This is a genomic window from Stenotrophomonas sp. SMYL20, from assembly GCF_036320045.1.
Lineage (GTDB): Bacteria > Pseudomonadota > Gammaproteobacteria > Xanthomonadales > Xanthomonadaceae > Stenotrophomonas > Stenotrophomonas maltophilia_A.
This window is the reverse complement of the sequence record NZ_JAWIRT010000001.1, coordinates 12,452-37,891: the sequence shown is the minus strand read 5'-3', so window position 1 is coordinate 37,891 and position 25,440 is coordinate 12,452. Positions and strand designations below refer to the sequence as shown.

Below are 25,440 nucleotides of genomic sequence, written 5' to 3'. Positions count from 1 at the left end.
GTCGTGTCTTGGGTGTGTCCGCGCCGCGGCCCGGCATCTGCCGTACCCCGGCGTCACGAAGTTGCCGGCCAGCGGCCGGCACTACCCAGCCTATGCGGCCCGCCATTGCGGCTGCTGGCGGAACGCCCCGTGATGCGTGCGTTGCGCGTTGCGTCGCCTGCCGGCCAATCGACCGGTAATGCCGGCCGCTGGCCGGCATCTGCAATGATCCGGATGTCATGAGGTTGCCGGCCAGCGGCCGGCACTACCCCGTCGTTACCCCGTCGTTCGACACGCGCTGTATGTCCGCGACCGCCGTCACGTTTTGGCTCGACCCACGTGCGGCCCACCGAAACGCTGATGCCAACGCGTCACACCGGCATCACCCGACGCTGGCGATACATAACGTGGTACGCACTAGCGTAGTGCCCGACAGCCGCCGAAGCCGCCCTCGCCACCCTGCCCTGAAAAGCACCATGGACGAAGCCGAACGACTGCTTGAACTCGACCGCCTGCACCTGCTCGACACGCCACCAGAGCCTGTTTTCGATGCGATCGTCGCCGCCGCGCGTGCCGCAACCGGCATGACCATGGCTCTGATTTCAGTTGTTGCCGACGAGCGCCAGTGGTTCAAGGCCAACATCGGGCTGGAAGGTGTCAGCGAAACCGCGCGCGAGATTTCATTCTGCACCCATGCCATACAGCAGGACACGCTGTTCGAGATTCCGGACGCGCGCCAGGACCCTCGCTTCTCCACCAATCCCCTGGTGACCGGCGGCCCGCGCATCCGTCACTACGCGGGCATCTCGCTGGGCTCGGCGCATGGCGCGCGCATAGGAACGCTGTGCCTGCTCGACCCGATGCCGGGCGTTCTGTCTCCCTCGCAGCGCGAATTGATGGTGCATCTGGCCCGGGTCACCACCCAGGTGCTGGAGCAGCGCAGCACGCTGATGGCCCAGGTCGGCCAGGCCAAGGCCCTGCATCGTGAGCTGAAGCGCAGCGAGGACTTCCTGGAGCGCACGAACCGCGCGGCCCGGGTGGGTGGCTGGGAAATGGACCTGGTCAGCAACGAGGTCCGCTGGACCCGCGAAACCAAGCAGATCCACGGCGTGCGCAGCAACTTCGAACCGACGCTCGAAACTGCGCTCTCGTTCTATCGCGAGGACAGCCGAAAAATCATCCGCACGGCGGTGCAGCGTTGCATCGATGAAGGCACGTCGTGGGAGGTGCAGCTGCCGATGACCACCGCCGACGGACGAGCCATCTGGACCCGCGTGGTTGGAGGCCGGCAGCAGGTCGATGGCCGGCCGCGGCTGGTCGGGGCCATACAGGACATCACCGAGGAGCGCGCCGCGCTGGATGCACTGGAAGCCAGCGAAACCCGCTACCGGCGGCTGTTCCACTACAGCCTTGGCCTGATCTGCACCCACACGCTGGAGGGCGTGCTGACCTCGGTGAACCCAGCGGCCGTGCAGTCACTGGGCTTCGATGAGAGCTACATGATCGGGCGCAGCTTGTGCGACCTGATGCCGCCGGAGAAGCGGGCCGCGTTCAAGGCGTATCTGGAACGCATCGCAGTCAACCACACCGATGCCGGCGTCATCGAGCTGATCGCCGCCGATGGTACCCGGCATTTCTGGGCGTATCACAACGTGCTCGACAACGAGGCCACCCCACCCTACGTGCTCGGCCATGCGCAGGACGTCACCGCACTGCGGATGCAGGAACAGCAGTTGCGCGAGATGTCCTTCAAGGATCCCCTCACCCAGAGCTACAACCGCCGCTTCCTGCCCCGCCTGGACGAACTGATCGACCAGCCTTGGGCCTGCCTGATGTTCGATCTGGATCATTTCAAGCAGATCAACGACACCCAGGGCCATGCACGGGGTGACACGGTGCTGGTCGAGTTCGCCGCCTTCCTGCGCGCTCCACTGGGGTCAATGGAAAGCGTAGTGCGTATGGGTGGCGACGAGTTCATGGTGGTGCTGACTGCACCGGAACCGGGACGGCTGGCCGCGCTGGAGCAGTGGTATGCGCAGCATGCCGGGCAGTCACCCACGCCCTTCTCGCTGGGCGCGACCCATCATGCACCCGGCGAGACGGTGGCCGACACCCTGCAGCGCGCCGACAGCCGTCTGTATCGCGAGCGTGCACGCGTGCGCACGCATCCGCGCCCCTCATCCTGAGGCTGCTCCTGTGGAGCCAAAGGCAACGGCTCCTGCCGTTGCCTTCGGCTCCACAAATGCCCGCACCGGGCCTGCGCCTACTCCGCTGCCAGCGCCTGGATCGGATCCAGTTGTGCCGCGCTGCGCGCCGGGAAGTAGCCGAAGCCAAGCCCGATCGCAGACGAGCATGCCAGCGCGGCAAGCACCGGGCCCGCCGTGAACAGGAACGGCACACCCAGCGACAGCAGGCTGGACAGCGCACCCACGCCGAACGCGAACAGCACCCCCAGCACGCCACCGAACAGGCAGATCAGCACGGCCTCGATCAGGAACTGGCGCAGGATGTCGCCCTGCCGCGCGCCCACCGCCAGCCGCACGCCGATCTCGCGCACGCGCTCCTTCACCGAGACCAGCATGATGTTCATCACCCCCACCCCGCCGACCACCAGCGCCACTGCTGCGATGGCCGAAACCAACGCTGCCATGGTCTGGCTGGACTTCATCACCGCCTTGCGGATCTGGTCGGCGTTGTAGATGAAGAAGTCACGACGGCCATGCAACCGCTCCAGCTCGGCCCCCAGCGAGGCCTCGGCGGCGTTGGTGGGCACGTCGTCGCGCACACGCACCGTGATGCTCTCCAGGCGCTCGCTGCCCAGCAGCCGCGAGGCCGCCGAGGTATACGGCACGTAGACCGTCGGGGTTGCACCGCCAGCGAACGCATTGGCCCCGACCACACCGATCACCTCCACCGGCATGCCGCCCAGCAGCACCGTGCTGCCAATCGGGTTGCCGCTGAACAGCGCTTTGGCGGCCTTCTGGTCGACCACACCCACTGCGCGATGCGCATCCACTTCGGCGTCGGTGAAGAAGCGGCCGGCCTTCAGCCGCAGCCCACGCACGCGCGGCATGTCGGCGCCTACGCCCAGCACCTGGGTGTTGGCACGCCAGTTGCCCTGCAGCGCTGCCACCGATCCGCTCAGGTTCGGGCTTACGCTGTCCACGTAACTCAACGCCGCAAGATGGTCCGCATCGCCCACCACCAGCGTCTCGATCTCCGCCGAGCGCGGGTCACCGAAATCCGAGCCCGGGAAGATCTCCAGCGTACTGGCGCCCAGTTCGTTGATCTGTGATTCAACCTGCGCCTGTGCACCCTTGCCCAGCGCAACCACGGTCACCACGGCCGCTACGCCGATGATGATCCCAAGCATGGTCAGCAGCGTGCGCAGGCGATGGGCCAGCATCGAGCGCACGGCCATCCGCGCGGCTTCGCGAACCGCATCCATGCGTGCGCGGCGCTCGGTGACCGGCGACACGCCGCGTTCTGTCCCGGGTGTTTCAGCCACAGCACGCGATCCCCGCTCGCCGCGGTCGGTCACCACCCGGCCGTCGGCGATCTCGATCACCCGCGCCGCGTTGGCGGCAATCGCCGCATCGTGTGTCACCAGGATCACCGTGTGGCCCTGTGCATGCAGGCGCTTCAGCTCGGCCATCACCTGCTGGCCACTGGCGTGATCGAGCGCGCCGGTGGGTTCATCGGCCAGCACGATCGCGCCGCCGTTCATCAGCGAACGGGCAATGGACACGCGCTGCTGCTGGCCGCCGGACAGCTGGCTCGGCCGGTTCGCCATGCGTTCGCCCAGCCCCAGCGTTTCCAGCAGCGTGCGTGCACGGGCAGTGCGCACGTCCGCCTCCACGCCGGCATAGACTGCCGGCAGCGCCACGTTCTCGGTGGCACTCAGATTCTCCATCAGGTTGTAGCGCTGGAAGATGAAGCCGAAATGCTCGCGGCGCAGGCGTGCCAGCATGTCCGGCGCCATCTGCTCGGTGGCCTCGCCGTTCACCCGATAGCTGCCGTCGGTCGGCCGGTCCAGGCAGCCAAGGATGTTCATCAGCGTGGACTTGCCCGAGCCCGAGGGGCCGATGATGGCGATGAACTCGCCGGCATCGATGCGCAGCGAAACGTCCTTCAGCACCACCACCTCGCCGGCGGCGGAGCGATAGGCGCGCGATACGCCATGCAGTTCCAGCAGTGCGTCGGCCATGCTCACATCCCCAACAGGCTGGTCGGTTCGGATTCGCCGCCGCTGGGCGCCTGGCCGACCACCACGTTCTCACCCTCGCGCAGGCCGGACAGGATCTGCACGGCGGTGGCGGTGCGCAGGCCGGTCGTCACCGCACGTTCCTGGGCGCGGCCCTTGGTGTCGAGCACGCGCACGGTTCCACGGCTGCCGTCCTTGCCATCCGAATCGGTCAGCGCCGTCAATGGCACCTGCAGCGCGTTGGCAACCCGCGCCAGCTGCAGGGTCACCTTCACCGTCATCGAGGGCTTCAGCTTCAGGCCGGGATTGGCCACGTCGAACAGGCCGGCGTAGTACACCGCCTTCGGCGTCTGCGCAGAGCCACCCGCATTGCCGGTGGCGACGTCGGCAATCGAGGACGGCGCCGGTTCCAGCTGCTGCAGGTGGGATTCATAGCGGCGGCCGCTTGGCCCCAGTGTCGAGAACCACAACGGTTGCCCCGGTGCCACCAGCTCGACGTCGGCCTCGGCGATCTCGGCGCGCACGGTCATCGTATCCATCTGCGCCAGCATCACGATGGTCGGCGTGGTCTGCATCGAGTTCAACGTCTGCCCGGCCTTGGTGACGATGGCCACGATGTAACCGTCGCTGGGCGAAACAATGCGGGTATAGCCCAGGTTGATCCGTGCGGTTTCGACCTGGGTCACGGCCTGCTCGATCTGCGCCTGCAGCGCGGCCACCTCTGAGCGTGCCGCATCGCGCGCCACGCGTGCGGCTTCGAAACCTTCCTGTGACACCAGGCGCGACGCCACCAGCTGCGACTGCCGCTGGTAAGCACGGCTGGCCTGCGCATAGCGGGCCTGGCTGGCGGCATGCTGGGCGCGCAGCGTGTTGGTGGCCGCCTCGGCACTGCGCAGCGCGATACGCTGCGGCTGCGAATCGACCTCGGCGATCAGGTCACCGGCCTGTACGCGCTGGCCCAGCACCACATGCAGGCGCTTGACCTGGCCGGACACCTGCGCACCCACCGCCACCAGCTCCTTGGGATGGACCCGGCCGACCGCCTGTACGGTCTTCTCCAGATCCGCCACCCTTGCCGGTGCGGTGATCAGCGCGGCATCATCGCCGCCGGCAAACGCCCACCATCCAGCGCCGGCGGCCAATGTGGCCACCGTAGCGGCAATGATCCAGGTCCTGCGGTTGCTCATCGAAACGCCCGGCTGCGTGCAGTCGCCCAGTGCGACCGCCGAAACCGCAGTCTGGAAGCCGCGGATGGACGTTGTTTGGAGCCACTGTGGAGATTGCATGGAGGCGCGGCAGCCGTTCAGGCACCAGCCCCGCGCCTGAATGCTGCGGCCTGCGTCCACGCAATCTCGACACAATCTCGACCGAGTCTCCATCAACGGTCGCTAGCCTCGTCGGCCTCGCCGACTGCCCGCCTGCCGTGTCCCTTTCCCATCCAGACCTGCCACCCATCGATGTGCGCCGTGCCTACCTGGCGTGGTGTGCGCCTTCGCCGTGGTTGATCGCCGTCGTGTTGGCATCGACCACCAGCTGGATGCTGGCCGCGCCGGATCCGTTACCCCCGCTGCTGGCGGGCTTCGGGGCGGCCGCCCTGGTGGGGTTCCGCAGCGATGGGCCCGGTGGCACTGGCCGTTCCGGCGCACTCGCGTCGCTGGCGCTGATTGGTCTGGCGGTCTGGGCGGCAACGCACCCGGTCGCCGACGCCACCCTGCATCTGCTGCTCGCCCTAGCCACTCTCGTGGTCGTCGCCCTGCTGGCACTGCGCCTGCGCGCCATCCTGGGCATGGCCTTGCGGCTGCAGGCCCGAGTAGATACCACTCCCATGGCATCGCGCTGGAGCAAGCTGCCGGCGGCGGTGTCCACCCTGATGCTGCAGCAGCTGCGCGGCGCAGGTGCAGTGGAACCGAGTCTGCGGCGCACGCTGGTGCTGGCCACCCTGGCCTGGGCTGCCAACGAAGAGGCGCAGGACATGCAGTGCCGACGATGACCCTGCCCCAGATCCCGCCCTTGCCCACCCTTGCCCCGAACCCGCAGCACGCAATGAAACACGATCTCCGTACCCGACAGGCACCCTTGGTGCTGATTGCCGAAGATGAGGGCGAAATCGCCGACATCCTCAGTGCCTACCTGGCCCGTTCCGGCCTGCGCAGCGCCCGCGCCGCCGACGGTGAGGCGGCACTCGCCAGCCACCGCCAACTGCGTCCGGACCTGGTGCTGCTGGATGTGCAGATGCCAAAACTGGATGGCTGGCAGGTGCTGAGCGAACTGCGACGGATCGGCAACACCCCGGTCATCATGCTCACTGCCCTCGACCAGGACGTGGACAAGCTGACCGGCCTGCGCGTGGGCGCCGACGACTACGTGGCCAAGCCGTTCAATCCGGCCGAGATCGTCGCCCGCATCCAGGCCGTGCTGCGCCGGAGTTCCCGGCCCCTGGTCGAAGCGCCCAACGGACTGATCCGCCAAGGGCCCTTCGAGATCGACCTGCGCAGCCACGAGGTGACCGTGCGCCATGGCGAGCAGGTGCACGAACTGAACTTCACCCTCACCGAGTTCCGGCTGCTGGTGCACATGGCGCGTGCGCCACGGCAGGTGCATGCGCGCGCCGATCTCCTGCATGCCTGCCTGCCCGAGGGCGACGCGCAGGAACGCACCGTCGACAGCCATGTCAGCAAACTGCGGCGCAAGCTGGAGGATGTCGGTGTGATCGGCATTCCCGCCACCATCCGCGGCGTCGGCTACCGCTTCCTGGACTGAATGATGAACCCCAAAGGCAAGAGCATCGGCCGCCAGATCACGCTGTCCATCACGGTGGCCTCGCTGTGCTCGACGGTGCTGTCGATCAGCGGCTTCTACCTGTTCTATTACCTCATGGAGGTGTTCTATCCGCGCTGGTACGACGAGCCGGAAACGATCATGCCGTCCGGGCTGGAATGGCTGTGGATCGGATTGACCGCCACCGTGGTCGTCATCTTCGCCACGCTGGTCGCCTCGCGCCTGACCCGGCGCATCATCACGCCGTTGAACTCGGTGGCCGAAAGCCTGCGCCGGGTCGCCAGTGGCGATCTGGAAGCACGTGCACGCGGTGGTGATACCACGATGGCCGAAGCGGCCACGCTGGTCAGCGATTTCAACTCCATGGCAGAACGGCTGAGCCGGATGTCCGAGAACCGGGTGTTCTGGAACGCGGCGATCGCGCATGAACTGCGCACGCCGATGACCATCCTGCGCGGCCGCCTGCAGGGCATCGCCGAAGGCGTGTTCGAGCCGGGGCCTGAGCAGTTCAACAGCATGCTCACCCAGCTGGAAGGCCTGACCCGCATCATCGAGGACCTGCGCGTGGTCAGCCTGGCCGAGAGTGGCCACCTGGATCTGCGCCTGCAGCGCAGCGATGTCAGTGTGCAGGTGGCCGCGGTGGTTGAAGCGATGTCCGAGGCACTGACCGAGAGTGGTTTCTCGGTGACATTGGACGCACGACCTTCGCTGGCCGACTGCGATCCTGCACGCATCCGCCAGGCAGTACTGGCACTGCTGGAGAACGCGCGTCGCCATGCCATTCCCTGCCCGCTGCGGGTGTACGTGACGCTGGCCGAAGGCCATTGCACCGTCACGGTGGAAGATGGCGGCCCCGGCGTGCCGGACGACCTTCGCGACAGCATCTTCGAAGCCTTCCAGCGCACGGATGTTTCCCGCTCGCGGCAGAGTGGTGGCTCCGGGCTTGGCCTGGCCGTGGTGCGTGCGATTGCCGTGGCCCATCACGGAACAGCGCTATGCCGGGCCACCGAACGTGGTGGCAGTGCCTTCGAAATCCGCTGGCCGGTGCATGCGCGTCGTTGAGGGCCATCGCTGCCCTGGAAAGCCCGAAATGCCGGAACTGCCTGGGTAGAGTCGACTGTTAGTCGACTTGCGCGCGCAAGCGCGGGTTCTTCCAACAGTTCGCAAAGAGCAGTCGACTAACAGTCGACTCTACCCCCTTCCCACCCAGGCATCCCCATGAAACCCCCACACGATCCGGCGGCCGCCGCCGGCAGCATCGGCCAGCAGAACGCGGCCGCCACTCTCAAGGCCATCCTGCGAACCTATCCGTGGCAGCTCACCGGCACCTTTTCGCTGGTGGCGCTGGAAAATGCGCTGCTGCTGGCGTATCCGCTGTTTGCCGGCTTCGCGGTGGATGCGATCATCCGCGGCAACATCGGCCACGCCATCTCCTACGCCGGCGTGGTACTGCTGTTCTGGCTGGTCGGTGCTGCCCGCCGTGCGGTCGATACCCGTACCTTCACCCGCATCTATGCCGACCTGGCGGTGAACGTGGTGCAGGCGCAGCGCAGGCTGGGCCACGCCACCTCCACCTCGGCCGCACGCGTTGTGCTGGCCCGTGAGTTCGTCGACTTCTTCGAAAAGCACGTACCGATCATCGCCACCGCGCTGGTATCAATGTTTGGTGCGGCGGTGATGCTGCTGGTGATCGAACCGCTGGTGGGTGCCGCGAGCCTGATCGCCTTGCTCGGCGCAGTGTTGTTGATGCCGTCGTTCGCACGCCGCAACGAGCAGCTGCATGGGCGCCTGAACAACCGGCTGGAACATGAAATCCGCCTGGTCGACCGGGTCAGTCCCTCGGTGCTGCGTCGTCACTACACCACGCTGTCGCGGCTGCGCATCCTGCTCTCCGATCGCGAAGCGGGTGCCTTTGTGGTAGTTGGCGCGGCGGCAGCGGTGCTGTTCGCGCTGACGATCGGCCGTCTCGCCACCACCGACGGTGTGACGCCGGGTCATGTGTACGCGGTGATGACCTATCTGTGGACGTTCGTCGGCAGCCTGGACGATGCACCGTCGATGGTGGATCAGCTGGCGCGGTTGAAGGACATCGGCCGGCGAGTCAGCCCGGGCATGGAAGATGCGGAGCGCAAGGACGCCGCTTGACCGGTAGACGCCCACCTTGGTGGGCAACGACGTATCGCGGCGCCAACCAAGGTTGGCGACTACCGGGCAACGGTGCCAACCAGGATTGGCAATTACCTCGCTGAAGGACATCGGCCGCCGCGTCAGCCCCGGCATGGAGGATGCGGAGCACAAGGATGCCGCGTGACCGGTAGATGCCCACCTTGGTGGGCAACGATGTATCGCGGCGCCAACCAAGGTTGGCGACTACCAAGGCAACAGTGCCAACAAGGATTGGCGGTTACCTCGCGGAAGGACATCGGCCGCCGCGTCAGCCCGGGCATGGAAGATGCGGAGCACAAGGATGCCGCTTGACCGGTAGATGCCCACCTTGGTGGGCACCGATACATCGCGGCGCCAACCAAGGTTGGCGACTACCGGGGCAACGGTGCCAACCAGGATTGGCAATTACCTCGCTGAAGGACATCGGCCGCCGCGTCAGCCCCGGCATGGAGGATGCTGAGCGCAAGGACGCCGCTTGACCGGTAGACGCCCACCTTGGTGGGCAACGATGTATCGCGGCGCCAACCAAGGTTGGCGACTACGTTGCCGTGCGCCCGCACATCGCCAATGCACCGATGATCAACGCTTCCATGCTGCGGTCGAACTCGGCCTCCTGCGCCCTCCGATCCAACGGGCGTCGCGTGGTATCTACCACCGCATGCCGCGAATACACGGTGTCGGCCAACGCCACGGCGTGATAAGCCACGGTCGACAGCAGCCACGCCGCCTGCTCGAGCGGCAGATCATGCACGCGGCTGAATTCGGCATGGTGGCGCTGGATGCGCGCCAGCATCTCCGGTGTCTTCGCGCCGTGGCTGACCAGGAACGGCGCCAGGCCCGGATTCCCGTCCACCAGCGTCCGCAGTGAACGTTGGAACGCACGCAGATCCTCCTCGATGCTGCGCCGGCCAGCGGCATCCAGTGCCGGTGCCTGCCAACGCTCGAAGATCGCCTCGGCCACCAGCTCGCGCAGTGCCGCCAGATTCGCCACATGCTTGTACAGCGCGATGTGGCTGACCCCCAGCGCCGCCGCCACGCCCACGAAGCTCAGCCCCGGCAGCGTCATGACAATGCCGGCGTCGGCGATGCGCTCGCGGGTGATGCTGGGCGGCCGCCCACGGGCAGCGGTCTTTTTCGGTGCAGCCATGCGGTAACGGTTCCTGCGCGGTGCGCGGGCAAGGGCTGTCATGGTGGTCCGCAGCGACGCCGCGGTCAACGCGTCGCTGCGGTCCGTGGACAGCCCCCGGTTGCGGCACGATCAATTTAGTTTACTATGATGTAACTAATTCGCATTTGCAGTGTCCAGGATCGTTGTCGATGTCCGCGTCCCCCACTTCAATCACCCCGGCCGGGCCGCTGCGCGGCGCCGACCATGATCGCGGCCTGCAGGCGCTGCAGGTCCAGGTGGTCGCGGTTGCACAGCCGTGCGCCAGCCTGCTGCGCCTCGTGGTCCAGCTGCCGGAACATGCAGAACTCGCGCCCTGGCAGCGTGCCAACACCGCCGTGCGCATCCAGCTCGGCGCCACGTTCGGCGATGTGTCACGGATCTACACCGTGCGCAGCCTCGATCCCAACACCCGCCAGTTCACCCTGGACGTAGTGCTGCACGAGGCGCCGGGGCCGATGCTGGCCTGGGTACGTGCGCTGCGCCCCGGTGATGCCTTCGATCTGACCGGACCGCGCCCCCATCTGCAGGTACCGCAGCGCGAGGGCACCTGCGCCCTCCTGTTCGCCGACCCAAGCGCCATCCCTGCCCTGTTTGCATTGCTGCAGCAGTGGCCGGCCGACCTGCGCGCAGAGGCCTGGATCGCCTCGGATGATGCATTCCCGGTAGACGAACTGCCCGCCATTGAAGGTATCCGCGTGCACCGCCTCGCCACCGGTGACGCGCCGTTGCTGCAGCAGGCGCGCCAACTGCGGCCGGAACCCGGCAGCACGGTCTGGGCGGCTGGCGAGCGCGAGGAAATGCGTGCCCTGCGCCGCCACTTCATCGAAACGGTCGGCCTGCCACGCAGCGACGTTGCCGCGGCCGGCTACTGGAAACGTGGCGAGACCACCACCGAGACCGACCAGCGTCGCCGCCGCAACTACGAGCGCGTGCTGGCACGCGGCGGTGGCCTGCAGGACCTCGACGACCTCGCCGACGATATCTGATCCACCCAGCAGTATCCGCGCCCCGCGCTTCGTTCCACCCAGCCACAGATCGCCCACGCACCTCGCGTGCAGCACTGCCACACCGGCAGTGCCGTGCCCTCTGCCAGCCATTCCACAGCCCGCGTCGTCCTGCCCCTGCAGGTCACAGACGGCGCCGTGCTGGCCGATCGCACGACCCACCACACGAGAACCGCCATGTCCCTCCCCCTGCGAACCCTGCCCCTCCCACGCCGCTCGGCGCTGTCCCTGGCCGCACGTGCGGCGTTGCTGCCCACCCTGCTGATCGCCACCGCCGCACACGCCAACGATGCACCCGATGGCGCCCGCCAGTTGCCCACCGTGAACGTGCGCGCCGACAAGACCGCACCCACCGATACCTACGCCGGCGGCCAGGTCACGCGCGGCAGCGGCGTCGGCCTGCTCGGCGAGCTCGACTTCATGGACACGCCGTTCAACACCACCCGCTACACCGCCGAATTCATCGACAACATCCAGGCGCCGGACCTGGTGCGGGTCATCGCACTGACCGACCCCAGCGTCTACAACAGTGGCTCCAGTGGTGGCATCACCGACTACTTCAACATCCGCGGTTTCGGTGTCGCCTCGTCGGATATCGGCTTTGGTGGCCTGTACGGGCTGATCCCCTACTACCGCGTCACTCCCGAACTGGCCGAGAGCATCGAAGTGCTGAAGGGCCCGTCCGCGCTGCTCAACGGCATGCCGCCCGGTGGCTCGGTGGGCGGTGCGGTGAACGTGGTACCCAAGCGTGCAGGCGACACGCCGCTGACCCGCTTCACCGCCAGCTACGGCAGCGACGCGCAGTGGGGCGGTCACCTGGATGTCGGCCGCCGCTTCGGCGCGGACAAGCAGTTCGGCGTACGCCTCAATGCCGTGCATCGCGACGGCGACACCGCCACCGACCACCAGCAGCACAAGACGCAGCTCGCATCGCTCGGCCTGGACTGGCGTGGTGAGCGCTCGCAGGTGTCGCTGGACCTGTTCAGCAGCCGCGACCATGTGGATGGCCTCAACCGTGGCGTCTCGCTGGCGCCCGGCCTGGCCGTGCCCCGCCCGCCGAAAGCCAGCACCCTGTTTGCACCGGACTGGACCTTCAGCACCGTCAAGGACCAGGCCGCCGCACTGCGCTGGTCGTTCGACATCAATGACTACCTGCAGGCGCATGCCAGCTACGGCCACGGCCATACCGATTTCGACTCCATCGCCAGTGCCACCACGCTGATCACCAACACCGCCGGCGACTTCCGCAACAACTTCGCCCACCAACGCTTCATCTACAGCAAGGACACCGCCGAAGCCGGATTGTCGGCGCGTTTCCGCACCGGCGCGGTCGATCACGCGCTGGCCATCAGTGCAGCCTGGTACCAGCACGACCAGAAGTTCGGCTTCAAGCGCAACCTGCTGGCCCGCGATTGGGTAACCAATATCTACAACCCGCAGTGGGGCCCTGCCATCGACCGCAGCTTCAGTGATGCGTCGCTGCCGAAGACCGCGGAAGTGCGCACCACCAGCTTCGGCATCGCCGATACGCTGTCCTTCATCGATGATCGTGTGCAGCTGACCCTGGGCATCCGTCACCAGACCGTGCTCAGCGATACCTTCGATGGCGGCACAGGCAAGCGCACCGCACGCTACGACGCCAGCGCCAACACCCCGGCCGGTGCACTGCTGTTCAAGGCCAGCGACCGCCTGTCACTGTATGCCAACTACATCGAAGGCCTGAGCCAGGGCAGCACCGCCCCGGCCACCGCCGCCAACGCGGGCGACGTGTTCCCGCCGTTCAAGACCCGCCAGCGCGAGGTCGGTGCCAAGTTCGACTTCGGCCGCTTGGCCAGCGCATTGAGCGTGTACGAGATCGAAAAGCCCAGCTCCTACACCGACCCGGCGACCAACGTGTTCTCGTTCGGAGGCCAGCAACGCAACCGGGGCGTGGAATGGACCGTGTTCGGCCAGGCCACCGAACAGCTGCGCGTGCTCGGTGGCATCGGCTGGCTGCAGCCGAAGCTGACCCGTACCCAGGGCGGCGTCAACGAAGGTCGGTTGGCGACGGCCTCACCGCAATGGCAGGGCAAGCTGGGCGTGGAATGGGACGTGCCGGCCGTGGCCGGCCTCACCCTCACCGGCAACGCGGTCAGCCTGTCCAAGGGCTACATCACCGCTGACAACAGCCAGTGGGTGGCGGGCCGCACCGTGTTCGATCTCGGTGCCCGCTATGCCACGCAAGCGGCCGGCCATCCGCTGGTACTGCGCGCCACTGTGCAGAACCTGACCAACAAGGCGTACTGGGCAGGCAGCCTCGGCTCCGGGCTGGGCACGCCACGCACCGCCCTGCTGTCGGCCACCATCGATTTCTGATCCTCGTTTCAAGGGCGCCACGCCATTGCGCGTGGTGCCCTGGAGAAGTGCTTTGACCGTTTCCCGTACCGCCTCCGTGCTGGCCTGGCTGCCCCTGGTCTCACGCATCATCGCCGCGTTGTTCGGCGGCTATGTGCTGGCCGCACTGTGCAGCATCGCGGCACTGGCGCTGCCCATTGATGGTCGCCAGGCCGTGTTCACTGGCATGCTGGCCAGCTTCCTGCTGTACGCCGGCGCCGTGGTCTGGGTGTTCGCGGTGCGCTCGGCGTGGCGCGCGTGGCTGGGCCTGCTCCTCGTCGCGTTGCCCTTGTGGTTGATCGCACAGACGGTCGGCAACGGAGGCGCTGCATGAGCAAGGTCGATCGCACTCCGAAGCCACGCGGCATCCGCCAGACCATGTCCGACCTGCATATCTGGGTGGGGCTGCTGGCCGGATGGATCCTGTACGCGATGTTCCTCACCGGCACCGCCAGCTACTTCCGCGACGAGCTCTCGCGCTACACCCGCCCGGAAATCGCCACACCGTCCGTGTTGCCGGACGCCGCTGTGGTTGCGCAGCGTACCGTCACGGCAATCATGGCCGACACGCCTGCGGCCAGCCAGATCAACCTCAGCCTGCCGAGCACGCGCATGCCGTGGGTGTCGGCGATGTGGGCCAGCCCGGGCGGGCGTGGCCGGCATGGCTTCGACTCGGGCCTGTTCGACGCCAGCACCGGTGCACCGCTGCAGGCACGTGACACCGGCGGCGGCGACTTCTTCTATGCCTTCCACTTCAACCTGCACTACATGCCGGCGATGTGGGGCCGCTGGATCGTCGGCCTGTGCGCGATGTTCATGCTGGTCGCCATCGTCAGCGGCGTAATCACCCACAAGAAGATCTTCGCCGACTTCTTCACTTTCCGCTGGGGCAAGGGCCAGCGCTCTTGGCTGGATGGACACGCGGCGCTGTCGGTACTCGGCCTGCCGTTCCACTTCATGATCACCTGGAGCGGCCTGGTGATGCTGGCGGTACTGTACATGCCGTGGGGCCTGGCCAAGCTGCCGGACAAGCGCCAGCAGGCCGAGGTCGTCAGCGAGATGCGCCTGTTCCTGCCACCGCAGAAGGCCGCCGGCCACCCTGCTCCGCTCACCAACGTCGGTGCACTGGTGCAGCAGGCCGAGCAGCGCTGGGGAGCCGGCGCGGTGGGCAGCGTGCAGGTGCAGAATCCCGGCGACGAGAACGCACGCGTGGCCGTGGTGCGTGCGCAGTCCAGCCGTGTTTCGACCACCCCGAACTATCTGCTGTTCGACGGCAGCGGTGGGCAGCTGCTGCAGATCAAGGAACACTCGGGCGTTGCCGCCGATACCCAGGGCGTGCTGTATGGCCTGCACCTGGGCCGCTTCGCCGATGCCGCCCTACGCTGGCTGTACTTCATCGTCAGCCTGGCCGGCAGCGCCATGGTCGGCACCGGGCTGGTGCTGTGGACGGTCAAGCGCCGCGCGCAGCTGCCTGATCCGCAGCGCCCCTACTTCGGCTTCCGCCTGGTCGAGCGTCTCAACATCGCCACCGTCGCCGGCCTGTCGGTGGCGATGGCGGCCTACCTGTGGGCGAACCGCCTGCTGCCCGTCACCATGGACGGGCGCGCGGCGTGGGAGGTGCATGCGTTCTTCCTGGCCTGGGCGGCCATGTTCGTGCACGCCACGATGCGCACACCCAAGCGCGCATGGATCGAACAGTTCCTGCTGGCGGCGTTGCTGCTGGCGCTGCTGCCGGTGCTGACTGCGGTGACCACGCTGCATCCGCTGTGGCGCACGCTGGCCGCGGGCGACTGGGCATTCGCTGGCACCGACCTGACCCTACTGGCATTGGCCGCCCTGCACACGCTGCTGGCCTGGCGCACCTGGCGGCATGCGCCGAAGGTGAAACGCGCCCGGCCGTTTGCCGCGCCACGCACTGCGGCACCGGAGGCCAGTGCATGATCCACGTCATTCTGTTCGTGTTGTCGCTGGCCGCGTTCGCCTGCCTGGCACTGGCGATGGAGCGCCATCAGCGGGACGTATTGCGTCGTGTGCTGAGCGCGCAGGCAACCCAGCAGCTGCGCGCGATTGGCTGGGCACTGCTGGTGTTCAGTACCGTGTTTGCCATGCGCGGGTTGGGCGTGGGTTTCGGTCTGGCTGCGCTGTCCGGTCACACCAGCGTTGCCGCAGGTGTGGTGGTGGTGGCGATGGTGGTGCATGGGCGGTGGAATCGGTAGATGCCCACCTTGGTGGGCACCCATACACCACGGCGCCAACCAAGGTTGGCGACTACCAGGCCTGAGCAGCGTTGCTTTGGTAGCTGCCCACCTTGGTGGGCATTGATGAAAGCGACGCCAACCAAGGTTGGCGACTACCGGGCCTGAGCGCTGTTGCTTTGGTAGCTGCCCACCTTGGTGGGCACCGATGCATCGCGGCGCCAACCAAGGTTGGCGACTACCGGGCCTGAGCGGCGTTGCTTTGGTAGCTGCCCACCTTGGTGGGCACCGATGGAAGCCAGCGCCAACCAAGGTTGGCGACTACCGGGCCTGCGCGGCGTTGCTTTGGTAGATGCCCACCTTGGTGGGCACCGGGAGCGATAGGCACCCATGCGCCGCTGGGCGCTACAGGAACTCCGCCATGCGCTGCAGTTCGTCTTCCAACGCACCACGAAACACCTTGTCGCGGGCCAGCGACTTGCCGGCGTAGCCCACGCTGGACGCCAGTTCACCGTCGCGCACACTGAGATTGGCCCAGCCCACCACCTGGTCATGCCACAGCACCGGCAGTGCGTAGTAGCCGTACTGGCGCTTCGGCGCAGGCGTGTAGGCCTCGAACTTGTAGACCCAGCCCCATAGCAGCTCGAAGCGGCGGCGGTCCCACACCACCGGGTCGAACGGCGCCAGCAGGCGTACCTCTTCGTCCGGCGCATGCCGGCGCGAGCGCGGGTTCTCGTCTGCCGGCCAGTACCAGGTGGTGCCTTCCAGCGTGCAGCTGGCCAGCTGTTGCTTGGCCAGCATCAACGCCTGCCGGGTCTGTTCGGCCAGATGCGGTGCGCCGTAGCCCAATAGGCGCACCAGATAAGTCAGGCTGGCCGACGGCAGCGGCGCGTACTTGCGTACCACCAGGTCGATCAAAGCAGCCGCGCGTTCGATCTGCGCCTGCGCGCTGGCATCGGCTTCCGCGTGCTCAGCCACGGCATAGATGCGGGTGCCGCTGTCGCGCCGCTTCACCCGCAACAGCCCGCGGTAGTGCATGCCCTCCAGCAGGTGCGTGCTGGCATTGCTGGTGCCACCCCAGTAGTTGGTCACCCGGCCATGCGCAAACGCCTGGTCAACCTCGCGTGGGTGCACGCTGCCACGCTCGCGCACGAAGGCCAGTACATCCGCCGCGCGGCGCTGCGTCTCGGCATCCCATGCGCGCCTGGACACACGCGGATGCATCAACGCCAGATGCTCGCGCGGCAGGAAGCCGTAGTTCACCAGGCAATCCTCTTCCACTGGCAGGCGCGCATAACGCCGCTCCAGATCACCGGCACGGTAGTCCTTCACCCGATGGCGCAGGGTCAGGTCCTGTGCGCGTGCCGGTGCGCGGATCGGGTCGGCCTGCACGAAGCCCAGGCGCCGGATCGCGGTCAGCAACGTGGTGGGCTTGAACAGCGTGCGCGCCACCGCATGGCGGCGCAGATCATCGAGGGTGGGCGTGGCAGGCATGGCCGCATTGTAGATCCACGCCATGCGTGGATGGGGCCGTGGCGAGCCGCGCATCGGCATCCACGCATGGCGTGGATCTACCGAAGTTCCAACACCTCCAGCGAACCGATTACCAGCGCACGCATGCCCTGCTTGAACTCGGTGATCACCTGGCCCTCTTCGTCGTCGGCAATCCCGTAGACCGTGTCCGCACCGGCAATGCAGTAGAACGCGATCGTGGCCAGCAGCCAGCGCGCCTTGTCCAGCGGCAGGCCGAACACCTCGGCCACATGGGCCTGGTGCGAGGCGATCTTGTCCAGCATCGGCGTGGTCGCCACCGAACGGCGCAGCAGGTAGGGCGGTAGTCCGGGGTGCGCTTTCACCACCTCGCACAGCGATTCCACGAATGCCAGCAGGTAGGCCTGCAGCCCACCCGGCGCATCGACCGAAGCACGTGGAATCTGCCAGCGCTGGAACACCGTATCGGCCACCAGCCGCTTCAAGGCCTCCAGGTTGGCCACGCGCTTGTAGAGCGCGGCCTGGGTCACCGCCAGTTCGGCGGCCACGTTGGCCATGGTCAGGTTCGGCAGGCCCAGCTTGATGCCGATGTCGGCCAGGCGATCGGGGGTGATGGTGGGCGGACGGCCACGGGCCGACGCCGGGGTTTCAGGGTGCATGTTCATACCGTAGCGAGGGTGCCAGCAAAGGGACCCTCTTGTCCGCTTCATATGGTTTAGTTTAATTTACTCAACTAATTCGGAATGCGTGTGGTTCGCAACCCCGCCGCCGTCCGCGATCGAGCCCATGGCTCACTTCCCGCCAGGTCCCCACCCAGCCGACAACCCTGCGCCGCGCCCTCCCCCGTGCTTGCCCTCGGCAGCGCGCCAGGCGCGTTCGCACCTGCGATTCACAGGAACCTGGCATGACCGTGTACCACCTTTCCTCTCCGCTGCAGCCCGCAGCGGCCGCCGCGAGCCGCGTGCAGATGCATCCGCCTATGGCCCGGCGCTACCGGGTGTCGGCCCTGGCAATGGGGCTGCTGGCCTCGTTTGCCGCGCTGGCCGAATCCGCGCCGTCCACCCTGCCCTCGGTGCAGGTGCAGGAACAGCGCCGTGTGACCGGCGACTATGCCGGCGGCCAGGTGGCTTCCGGTAGCCGGGTTGGCCTGCTCGGCGACAAGGACTTCATGGACACGCCGTTCAGCACGGTCAGCTACACCGAAGCCTTCATCCGCGACCGCCAGGCCAAGGACCTCACCGACGTCATCGCCGCTACCGACCCCACGGTGTTCAGTAACGGCGTGACCGGTTCGTGGAGCGAGAACTACGCCATCCGCGGCTTCTCCTCCAGCACCAGCGACACCACGTTCAACGGCCTCAGCGGCATGGCGCCGTACTACCGCACCTCGCCGGAAATGTTCGAGCGCATCGAGGTCTTGAAGGGCCCGTCCGCCCTGCTCAACGGCATGCCGCCGGGCGGCTCGGTTGGTGGCAGCGTCAACCTGGTGCCCAAGCGTGCCGGTGAGCAACCGCTGCTGCGGGTCAGCGCCAACTTCGCCTCCGATGCGCAGTTTGGCACCCACGTGGATGTGGGCCGCCGGCTGGGTGCCGACAAGCAGTTCGGCATCCGTTTCAACGGCGCCTACCGTGATGGCGACGGTGCTGTCGGCAAGCAGAGCAAGAAAGTGCAACTGGGTTCATTGGCACTGGACTGGCGCGGCGAGCGCGCCCGCCTCTCCGCCGATCTGTACAGCGCCGATGACCGCGTCGATGGTCCGGCTCGTGGCGTCGGCCTGGCACCGGGCGTGGCGATTCCGCGGCCACCGCGTGGCGACACCCTGATCAACCCGGACTGGGCCTACGTGGACAGCCAGGACAAGGGCGCGATGCTGCGCGGCGAGCTGGACATCAACGAACACCTGATGGCCTACCTGGCCTATGGCACCAGCAAGACCGACTACCGTTACAACGGCTCGATCAGTGCGCAGATCCTCAACCCGGCCGGTGACTTCACCACGGTGATGGGCCAGCTGGCGTTCGACATCAAGAAGCAGTCCGGTGACGCCGGGCTGCGCGGCAGCTTCCGTACCGGCAGCGTGAGCCATCAGTGGGCCGCCAACGTGACCCACTACCAGCACACTCAGAACGACTACGGCCGCCGCAGCGTGCCGGGCTGGGACTGGACCACCAACCTCTACAACCCGGTGTGGGGCCCGGCTGCGCCGTTCATCGCGCCGCATATCTCGCACACCGAACTGCGGCTGGACAGCCTCGGCTTCGCCGACACCCTGTCCTTCGCCGATGACCGCGTGCAGCTGACCATTGGCCTGCGTCGCCAGCAGGTGGTCAGCGAGACCTTCAATGTGGCCACGGGTGCGCGCACCTCGCGCTACGACGAGAGCGCCACCACCCCGGCGGCCGCCCTGCTGGTGAAGGCCACCGATACACTTTCGGTCTACACCAACTACATCGAAGGCCTCAGCCAGGGTGCCACCGCGCCGATGACCGCCGCCAATGCCGGCGATGTGTTCGCACCGTTCCGCACCAAGCAGAAGGAGCTGGGCCTGAAACTGGACCTGGGCAGCTTCGCGCACACCTTCAGCGTGTACGAGATCAAGCGCCCGAGCAGCTACACCGACCCGGTCACGAATATCTTCTCGTTCGGTGGCGAACAGCGTAACCGTGGCGTGGAATGGGGCTTCTTCGGCGCGCCCCTGGACGGCGTGCGCCTGCTGGGCGGCGTGGCCTACGTGCAGCCGAAGCTGACCCGTACGGCGGGTGGTGTGAATGAAGGCCGCATTGCTACCGCCGTTGCGCAACGCCAGGCCAAGCTGGGCGTGGAATGGGATGTGCCGGCGCTGGAGGGTTTGACCCTGACCGGCAATGCCACGGCGATGTCGAAGCAGTACATCAGTGCCGACAATCGCCTGTCGGTGCCGGGGCGCACGTTGTTCGATGTGGGTGCGCGTTACAGCACCACGATGGCGGGGCGACCGCTTGCCCTGCGCGCCAGCGTGAACAACGTGACCAACAAGGCGTACTGGGGCATGCCGTTGCTTTCCAGCCTGGCACTGGGTGCACCGAGGACGGTGTTGTTGTCGGCCACGATGGATTTCTGAAAGGCATCCACGCATGGCATGGATCTACTGGAAATGCATCAGTAGAGCCAGGCCATGCCTGGCTGATGCCATGGTGACCCGCCGAAAGCATCCACGCATGGCGTGGATCTACCGGCCTCCGCCATCCTTCATTCCGGATGCAGGCGATAAATGGCCTGGTTGGTCAACGCCAACGCGGCCAGCTTCAACCCTTCCATTACCCGGTCGCCCACGTAGTGTTCCGGGCCGCCATTCTGCCGGGCGCGCTCGGCGGCCAGCAGGATCTCGTTCACGATGCGCAGCCCGGCCAACGCCCCATCGGCGTCGGCCAGCGCCAGGCAGCGGCCCGGCAGTTGATGGCGTTCCGGCCAGGGCTGGCCGTCGGCCGCTGCGCCGCGGCCAATCTGGTGCAACAGGGTGATCAGGGTGTTGGGATCGGGCTTTGCCACCTCGCCCTCGTCGGCATTGGCCGGGGCGTACTGGGCGCGCAGAGGGGGAATATCCGATGCGTTCATGGCAGGTCTCCGTGCAAGACATACGGCACCGCCACACTTAACAATGGTGGCGGACGGTACGTGTGTGGAAACCGGTAGTTGTGTGTCACGACCCGGCGGGTGTGCTTGCGCACACCCCACGTACCGCCCGCCATAAAACGCGAACGGATTGCCAGCCGGCGCCGCACAAGGCGACGCCGGCTGACAAGCGTTAACAACACACAACTAACGGGTTTCCACGCCCGGCCGCCCTTTTTCGGCGGCAATCCATCATGTACACAACCGTGCGACTTATGCAAAGCCACGAGGGGTGCTGACGGAGAGAGTCTTGCAGCGGGCGGCATTGTCGCACACTGCCGAAGCGGCGAATACGCCTTGTTTTCAGGGGCGAACCGTCCTAGAACACACTGGCTGAAGCCCCCCCCCATCCTCCCCGGATTGGTTGAATCCTGGCGACACGGCGTGCCGGCCACGACAACGCGCCGCCACGGTCATGACAAACCGCCCGCTGCCATCGCTTTGGAACGCATGCAGCGCGTGCCTGCATGGAGCGCGTCGCCGATGTCCGACAACCCTCAATACATGCAAACAGGACAATGCCGAGCCGCATCAGTCGATGCATGGCTCGACACTACAAAGGCGGCAGGGTGGGACGTTCCGGATGCAGGATGCCGTCATCATCCACCCAGCTGTATCGCACTGCCGTCAGCGGGCCAGCGAAGCCTTCCGGATAGGGCAGCTTCTTCGTTTGCCCCGGCGCCAGGTAGAAACTGCCAAGCGCACGCTCACCGGCAGCCGACACCAGCGTCATCTCTGCAACATTGAAGTAATGCGGTGAATCGTTGTGCAGCGTCAGTGCGTCCGTCTTCTGGGTGAAGCCCACTCTTGCTGCTGGCGCAACGGGCACCCCCACTCCTTCAGGCCGATAGAGCAACTTCATACGGAAGCGGATTGCCAGCTGCACGGCGTTCTCTGCCGCAGCGGCTTCGCGTGGTGGTACGTCCACCACGTTCAACCAGTACAGATGCTCGCGATCGTCCTTGGGCGCCCGCGTTGGCAGGCTGCGCACCCGCAGCAGGTGCGATTGCCCGGCATCGAGCCGGAACAGCGGCTTGTCGAGAATGAACGGCGCCTGCGAAGCCTCAGGCTTCTGGTCGATGTCGCCATCGGCGACCCAGGCTTGCAGAAGCGAAGCGCGCGCGCCTTCATTCTTCAGCGCAACGCTCACCTCCGGTTGAGCAGCCGGATAGATCACCCGCGTGCCCTGAACGGACACCTCGGCCGCGGCAGAGGCACTGAACAGCAGCGACAGCACCAACGAAAGGCAGCACCGGGATGTTCTCATTGCCAGGCTCGCTCCATGCTGCAAAAACCACTCAGGGGAAGGTAAGGCTGAACACCAGTCCGCCATTGGCCGGCCCGGGCATAATGGTGGGCAAGGTCTGCTGATAGCGTACGCCAAAGGTCTTCTTCAGCACCTCTACGCTGGATGATCCGTGACCAAACTCATCCGTGGCATAGAACTGCATCGGCGAACCGTCGCTCTGCAGGAACTGGTACGCCACACCCTGCGCGCCGCCGCTGACCTCAGCCAGGCCGTGGTCACTGTTGATCACTGCCGTGGTGGGTACCGCCTGATAATTCACCTGGCCGACGCCCGCATCGCAGTCCACTACCAGTTCGTAGTTACGCTCCCCGGCCTGCGTTCCCACGCCCTTGAATCTCGACATCGGAATGATGCCCATTGACACTTCCAGTGCCCGCATTCTGCAACTGGGCCTGTTCCGGATCGTCAAGACATTCGACCCGATCCAGAGATTCTCGTCGGCGAACAGTGTTCCAGCGCGGTCATACAGCCGCGCTTGCATGATCTTCTCCTCATTGGCCGTTCTGCTACCGCTGGGAAGATCGCCCGTGCGTATGTACTTGACCATGATGCGGGTGCCGACATCGCCTGCGGGCATGTCACCCTCCACCTTCACCGCACCATGGCGGGTATCGGCCTGCATCAGCGCCTCACGCAGCTGCGGCATCAGCCGCGCGCCGGCGGCGCGGTCCATGCGCTGCAGCGGGCCATTCCAGTCCTGCACATGGCCAGTGCTGGCTTCCAGCAGCGCCACACCCACCGGCACATGCTCCAGCAGCAGGCGCAACCGGCGGTCGCGGGCGTAGATGGCTTTCACCTGGCGGAACGCAGGCGTGTACATGCGCCGGTGCAGCCACAGCAGCAGGAACCAGAGCAGCGCCAGCGCTACGAGCAGGCAGGCGACATCACTGAGCAGCATCGGTGCGACGCCACGCAGGATGTCGGCCCAGCGGTAGGTCTCCACCAGCGTCCAGGGCGTACCCGCTACTGCCAGCGCCAAGGTGAATCGGCCCTTGTGGAAGCGTGCACGGGTGGCGTCGCCCAGCAGCACCCAGTCGGTATCGGCGCCTGCGAGGGCCGCCCTGGTATCAATGCCATCAGACGTGAGCACGCGCAGGCCATCGCGGTCCAGCAGCGCGATATGGCCCTGGCTGTTGTGGCGTAGCAGCGCCTGCAGGCGTGCCATCGGTTCATAGGCCACGAAGGTGGCGATGGGGGTGGCGCCCAGGCTGGCCTGGAACACCGATACCAGCGATGGCTCACCGCTGATGGGGTGGCGGCCGAAGGTACGGCGCGGGCCATCGCTGCGCTCGACACTTTCCAGCAGAGGCACCTGATCGTGGCTTGAGGCCGGCGCCAGCAGCTGCGCCGGCGCGCGCAGATGCTCGAAGACCTCGCTGCGCGAGCTGGCCGCGAGCGCGCTGATCAGGCTGCGTTCGGTCAGGCCCTTGTCCAGCGACAGGTATTGGCCGCTGGGATCGAAGAAGTAGGACGCGGTGTCCGGCTCCCCCTCATCGGCGGTGCGGGTCAGGCGCTGGATGAGTGAGACCGCAGTAGTGAGCTGCAGGTAGCGCTGCAGTTCCTGCGGGCGCCACTGCGCGGTCTCCAGGCCCAGCGCCATCTGCGGCCGGCTGCTAGCGTCCGCTGCCACCACCAGGCGCTGGCCACCCTGCAGGTAGTCACGGCGCATGGCCTCGGCGCTGGCATCGCCCAGCTGTACGTCACGATCCCAGGCATATTCGGCCATGTTCGCCAGCCGCGCATGGCTGGCATCCTGCCGCGCCAGCTGGAACTGAAGCGCCGTGTGGGCGCGGCGGAACTCGGCAATGCGGCGCGCCTCATAGCCGTTGACCTGGACCACGATGAGGGTGATCAGCACGCTCAATGACAGCAGGCTGAGCACCGCCCCGCAGGCCAGCATCAACCTGCGCGGATACTGCCTCAGCGCCTGCAGTTCACCCGCGCCGGACGGCATCGGCCCGGCACCGGAGTGCAGGCGGCGCAGCGAATCGGCAATGGAAGGGGCGGCGGACGGCATGGCATCGGGCGGCGGCAAGCGCTCGTTGTGAAGAACATGGAGCGCCAGCATGCGTGGCGTGTGCGGTCGTCGATGTAGGACAAGATCGAAAAACGCGTCGATGCATGACGCATTTGACTGCACAGACAGTTCTGTCCACATTTCGGACTTGTCCTGTTTCTGCCTCGCGCCTTGCTGGGGACGCTATGCGTCTCCCCGCTGACGAGGACCTCGCGATGAAGCCAGCACTGAACGGCGAGCGCCTGTGGGCACTCCGCCTGATGACCCGCCATGCCTGCCACCGTGCAAGCCTGCGGATCGCTGCGGCGTTGCTGCCGATGCTCCCCGCGCCCGCGCGGCTAACATTGGCCGAAGGTGCCTTTGCCGTGCTTGGCCCGCTGCTGCTGACAGAGCGGCATGGCCGCGCCTATGGCACGCTGCAACGGCTGGGCCACGCGCCCGCATCGGCCACGACACTCACGGCCCGCTTCCTGGCCGGGCGCTGGCTTCGCAAAGCCCACGCGCGCCATCTGCAGTCGCTGCCCTTCCCAGCCCTGCAGCACCTGCTGCGCGGGATGGCGTGGCATGACCCGGGAGCGCTATGGGCCTCGGCCGCAGGCCGGCGGCGGGTGGTCTGCCTGTTGCCCAGCGGTGATATCAACCTGGCCATGGCCGCGTTGTTGGACCGCCCAGGTGCGCCCGCACACTACTTCATCAATTCGCTTCACCATGAAGCTTCACCCATGCACCGCACATTGCTGGCCCTCCAGCGCCAGGGGCATCGCCTGGACATCGGACAACCGTCGCGCTGCGGCCAAGCCTGGCGGAAGCTGCGACGCGGTGCCACGGTACTGGCCGTACTGGACCCCTGCCCATGGCGGAAGACAGGAAAGGCCACAGAGCCTGCACCGCTGCGCCTGGCCAGGTTGGCGCAGGTCCCGGTGCTGCTGCTCGGACATCGTTGCGATGGCAGCACCGCCGGCACGCTGCACGTGCTGGGCGAGTACGGTGCCGAGTCCATCGCTGGCGGCGCTGCGGCGCTGTACTCCGCTGCACATGCCTTCCTGGCGGCAGCCCCGCACGACTGGCGCGATCTGGACCGGTAGGGGTGACAAGGACCGCAGCA

The 25,440-nt window shown here is 66.7% G+C and carries 20 protein-coding genes; 12 read left to right on the top strand and 8 right to left on the bottom strand.

All coding sequences use genetic code 11. The features are described 5' to 3' along the window. Positions 1-455: 455 nt before the first annotated feature. The gene (locus V3B48_RS00155; protein ID WP_329892901.1) at positions 456-2,165 is read left to right on the top strand and encodes a PAS domain S-box protein; all 1,710 of its coding nucleotides are present in this window, start codon (positions 456-458) and stop codon (positions 2,163-2,165) included. 77 nt (positions 2,166-2,242) lie between these two features. Here V3B48_RS00155 and V3B48_RS00150 read toward each other — a convergent pair whose 3' ends face one another. Continuing rightward, complete coding sequence (locus V3B48_RS00150) at positions 2,243-4,186, bottom strand: MacB family efflux pump subunit (protein ID WP_329892900.1); 1,944 nt, start codon at positions 4,184-4,186, stop codon at positions 2,243-2,245. A gap of 2 nt (positions 4,187-4,188) precedes the next feature. Continuing rightward, entirely contained in the window at positions 4,189-5,370 is a 1,182-nt protein-coding gene (locus tag V3B48_RS00145) for an efflux RND transporter periplasmic adaptor subunit (RefSeq protein ID WP_329892899.1), read from the bottom strand. Between the two features lie 236 nt (positions 5,371-5,606). Between V3B48_RS00145 and V3B48_RS00140 the strand changes: the two genes are divergently transcribed. The 4 genes from V3B48_RS00140 to V3B48_RS00125 all read left to right on the top strand — a co-directional run bounded on the left by V3B48_RS00140 (position 5,607) and on the right by V3B48_RS00125 (position 9,106). Beyond that, positions 5,607-6,173, top strand: coding sequence for a hypothetical protein (locus V3B48_RS00140; RefSeq protein WP_240792067.1), 567 nt, complete (start codon positions 5,607-5,609; stop codon positions 6,171-6,173). A 53-nt stretch (positions 6,174-6,226) separates the two neighbouring features. Beyond that, positions 6,227-6,943 (top strand): response regulator, encoded by a 717-nt coding sequence (locus tag V3B48_RS00135; protein WP_164162198.1) that lies wholly within the window; start codon positions 6,227-6,229, stop codon positions 6,941-6,943. Between the two features lie 3 nt (positions 6,944-6,946). After that, complete coding sequence (locus V3B48_RS00130; RefSeq protein ID WP_121503630.1) at positions 6,947-8,023, top strand: ATP-binding protein; 1,077 nt, start codon at positions 6,947-6,949, stop codon at positions 8,021-8,023. Between the two features lie 156 nt (positions 8,024-8,179). Beyond that, positions 8,180-9,106 (top strand): ABC transporter six-transmembrane domain-containing protein, encoded by a 927-nt coding sequence (locus V3B48_RS00125; RefSeq protein ID WP_285303698.1) that lies wholly within the window; start codon positions 8,180-8,182, stop codon positions 9,104-9,106. Positions 9,107-9,665: 559 nt separating this feature from the next. On the opposite strand, the gene V3B48_RS00120 is transcribed toward V3B48_RS00125, so the two are convergent. Next, a complete protein-coding gene (locus tag V3B48_RS00120) occupies positions 9,666-10,274 on the bottom strand; it encodes a TetR/AcrR family transcriptional regulator (RefSeq protein ID WP_329892898.1) in 609 nt (202 codons plus the stop codon). Between the two features lie 170 nt (positions 10,275-10,444). Here V3B48_RS00120 and V3B48_RS00115 point away from each other — a divergent pair, with 170 nt between their 5' ends. The 5 genes from V3B48_RS00115 to V3B48_RS00095 all read left to right on the top strand — a co-directional run bounded on the left by V3B48_RS00115 (position 10,445) and on the right by V3B48_RS00095 (position 15,888). Next, the gene (locus V3B48_RS00115; RefSeq protein ID WP_329892897.1) at positions 10,445-11,281 is read left to right on the top strand and encodes a siderophore-interacting protein; all 837 of its coding nucleotides are present in this window, start codon (positions 10,445-10,447) and stop codon (positions 11,279-11,281) included. A 195-nt stretch (positions 11,282-11,476) separates the two neighbouring features. Further along, positions 11,477-13,654, top strand: a complete 2,178-nt coding sequence (locus V3B48_RS00110) for a TonB-dependent siderophore receptor (RefSeq protein ID WP_329892896.1) — start codon at positions 11,477-11,479, stop codon at positions 13,652-13,654. Between the two features lie 52 nt (positions 13,655-13,706). After that, positions 13,707-14,006: a DUF3649 domain-containing protein gene (locus V3B48_RS00105; RefSeq protein WP_285303706.1), complete on the top strand. Its 300-nt coding sequence runs from the start codon at positions 13,707-13,709 to the stop codon at positions 14,004-14,006. Beyond that, positions 14,003-15,613 (top strand): PepSY-associated TM helix domain-containing protein, encoded by a 1,611-nt coding sequence (locus tag V3B48_RS00100; protein WP_329892895.1) that lies wholly within the window; start codon positions 14,003-14,005, stop codon positions 15,611-15,613. The genes V3B48_RS00105 and V3B48_RS00100 overlap by 4 nt, the downstream gene beginning before the upstream one ends. Continuing rightward, a complete protein-coding gene (locus V3B48_RS00095; protein ID WP_329892894.1) occupies positions 15,610-15,888 on the top strand; it encodes a DUF3325 domain-containing protein in 279 nt (92 codons plus the stop codon). The genes V3B48_RS00100 and V3B48_RS00095 overlap by 4 nt, the downstream gene beginning before the upstream one ends. Positions 15,889-16,272: 384 nt before the next feature. Here the strand turns inward: V3B48_RS00095 and V3B48_RS00090 are convergent, their stop codons facing one another. Together V3B48_RS00090 and V3B48_RS00085 are read right to left on the bottom strand one after the other, a co-directional pair. Beyond that, positions 16,273-17,385, bottom strand: coding sequence for a crosslink repair DNA glycosylase YcaQ family protein (locus V3B48_RS00090; RefSeq protein WP_329892893.1), 1,113 nt, complete (start codon positions 17,383-17,385; stop codon positions 16,273-16,275). Positions 17,386-17,438: 53 nt separating this feature from the next. Then, positions 17,439-18,023, bottom strand: a complete 585-nt coding sequence (locus V3B48_RS00085) for a TetR/AcrR family transcriptional regulator (RefSeq protein ID WP_329892892.1) — start codon at positions 18,021-18,023, stop codon at positions 17,439-17,441. Positions 18,024-18,262: 239 nt separating this feature from the next. Here V3B48_RS00085 and V3B48_RS00080 point away from each other — a divergent pair, with 239 nt between their 5' ends. Beyond that, on the top strand, positions 18,263-20,458 hold the full coding sequence (locus V3B48_RS00080; protein WP_329892891.1) for a TonB-dependent siderophore receptor: 2,196 nt from the start codon (positions 18,263-18,265) through the stop codon (positions 20,456-20,458). Between the two features lie 128 nt (positions 20,459-20,586). Here V3B48_RS00080 and V3B48_RS00075 read toward each other — a convergent pair whose 3' ends face one another. The 3 genes from V3B48_RS00075 to V3B48_RS00065 form a co-directional block, all read right to left on the bottom strand. After that, entirely contained in the window at positions 20,587-20,952 is a 366-nt protein-coding gene (locus V3B48_RS00075) for a hypothetical protein (protein WP_121503371.1), read from the bottom strand. Positions 20,953-21,562: 610 nt separating this feature from the next. Further along, a complete protein-coding gene (locus V3B48_RS00070; protein ID WP_329892890.1) occupies positions 21,563-22,246 on the bottom strand; it encodes a molecular chaperone in 684 nt (227 codons plus the stop codon). Between the two features lie 61 nt (positions 22,247-22,307). Next, complete coding sequence (locus V3B48_RS00065) at positions 22,308-24,335, bottom strand: hypothetical protein (protein WP_329892889.1); 2,028 nt, start codon at positions 24,333-24,335, stop codon at positions 22,308-22,310. Positions 24,336-24,550: 215 nt separating this feature from the next. Here V3B48_RS00065 and V3B48_RS00060 point away from each other — a divergent pair, with 215 nt between their 5' ends. Beyond that, positions 24,551-25,420, top strand: a complete 870-nt coding sequence (locus tag V3B48_RS00060) for a hypothetical protein (RefSeq protein WP_285301709.1) — start codon at positions 24,551-24,553, stop codon at positions 25,418-25,420. Positions 25,421-25,440: the final 20 nt, after the last annotated feature.

Coding starts and splice junctions, on each gene's coding strand:
- V3B48_RS00135 (WP_164162198.1), top strand. CDS start 6,227: ATGAAACACGATCTCCGTACCCGACAGGCACCCTTGGTGCTGATTGCC.
- V3B48_RS00120 (WP_329892898.1), bottom strand. CDS start 10,274: ATGGCTGCACCGAAAAAGACCGCTGCCCGTGGGCGGCCGCCCAGCATC.
- V3B48_RS00100 (WP_329892895.1), top strand. CDS start 14,003: ATGAGCAAGGTCGATCGCACTCCGAAGCCACGCGGCATCCGCCAGACC.
- V3B48_RS00060 (WP_285301709.1), top strand. CDS start 24,551: ATGAAGCCAGCACTGAACGGCGAGCGCCTGTGGGCACTCCGCCTGATG.
- V3B48_RS00110 (WP_329892896.1), top strand. CDS start 11,477: ATGTCCCTCCCCCTGCGAACCCTGCCCCTCCCACGCCGCTCGGCGCTG.
- V3B48_RS00145 (WP_329892899.1), bottom strand. CDS start 5,370: ATGAGCAACCGCAGGACCTGGATCATTGCCGCTACGGTGGCCACATTG.
- V3B48_RS00095 (WP_329892894.1), top strand. CDS start 15,610: ATGATCCACGTCATTCTGTTCGTGTTGTCGCTGGCCGCGTTCGCCTGC.
- V3B48_RS00130 (WP_121503630.1), top strand. CDS start 6,947: ATGAACCCCAAAGGCAAGAGCATCGGCCGCCAGATCACGCTGTCCATC.
- V3B48_RS00090 (WP_329892893.1), bottom strand. CDS start 17,385: ATGGCGTGGATCTACAATGCGGCCATGCCTGCCACGCCCACCCTCGAT.
- V3B48_RS00125 (WP_285303698.1), top strand. CDS start 8,180: ATGAAACCCCCACACGATCCGGCGGCCGCCGCCGGCAGCATCGGCCAG.
- V3B48_RS00080 (WP_329892891.1), top strand. CDS start 18,263: ATGACCGTGTACCACCTTTCCTCTCCGCTGCAGCCCGCAGCGGCCGCC.
- V3B48_RS00150 (WP_329892900.1), bottom strand. CDS start 4,186: ATGGCCGACGCACTGCTGGAACTGCATGGCGTATCGCGCGCCTATCGC.
- V3B48_RS00075 (WP_121503371.1), bottom strand. CDS start 20,952: ATGAACGCATCGGATATTCCCCCTCTGCGCGCCCAGTACGCCCCGGCC.
- V3B48_RS00065 (WP_329892889.1), bottom strand. CDS start 24,335: ATGCCGTCCGCCGCCCCTTCCATTGCCGATTCGCTGCGCCGCCTGCAC.
- V3B48_RS00155 (WP_329892901.1), top strand. CDS start 456: ATGGACGAAGCCGAACGACTGCTTGAACTCGACCGCCTGCACCTGCTC.
- V3B48_RS00115 (WP_329892897.1), top strand. CDS start 10,445: ATGTCCGCGTCCCCCACTTCAATCACCCCGGCCGGGCCGCTGCGCGGC.
- V3B48_RS00085 (WP_329892892.1), bottom strand. CDS start 18,023: ATGAACATGCACCCTGAAACCCCGGCGTCGGCCCGTGGCCGTCCGCCC.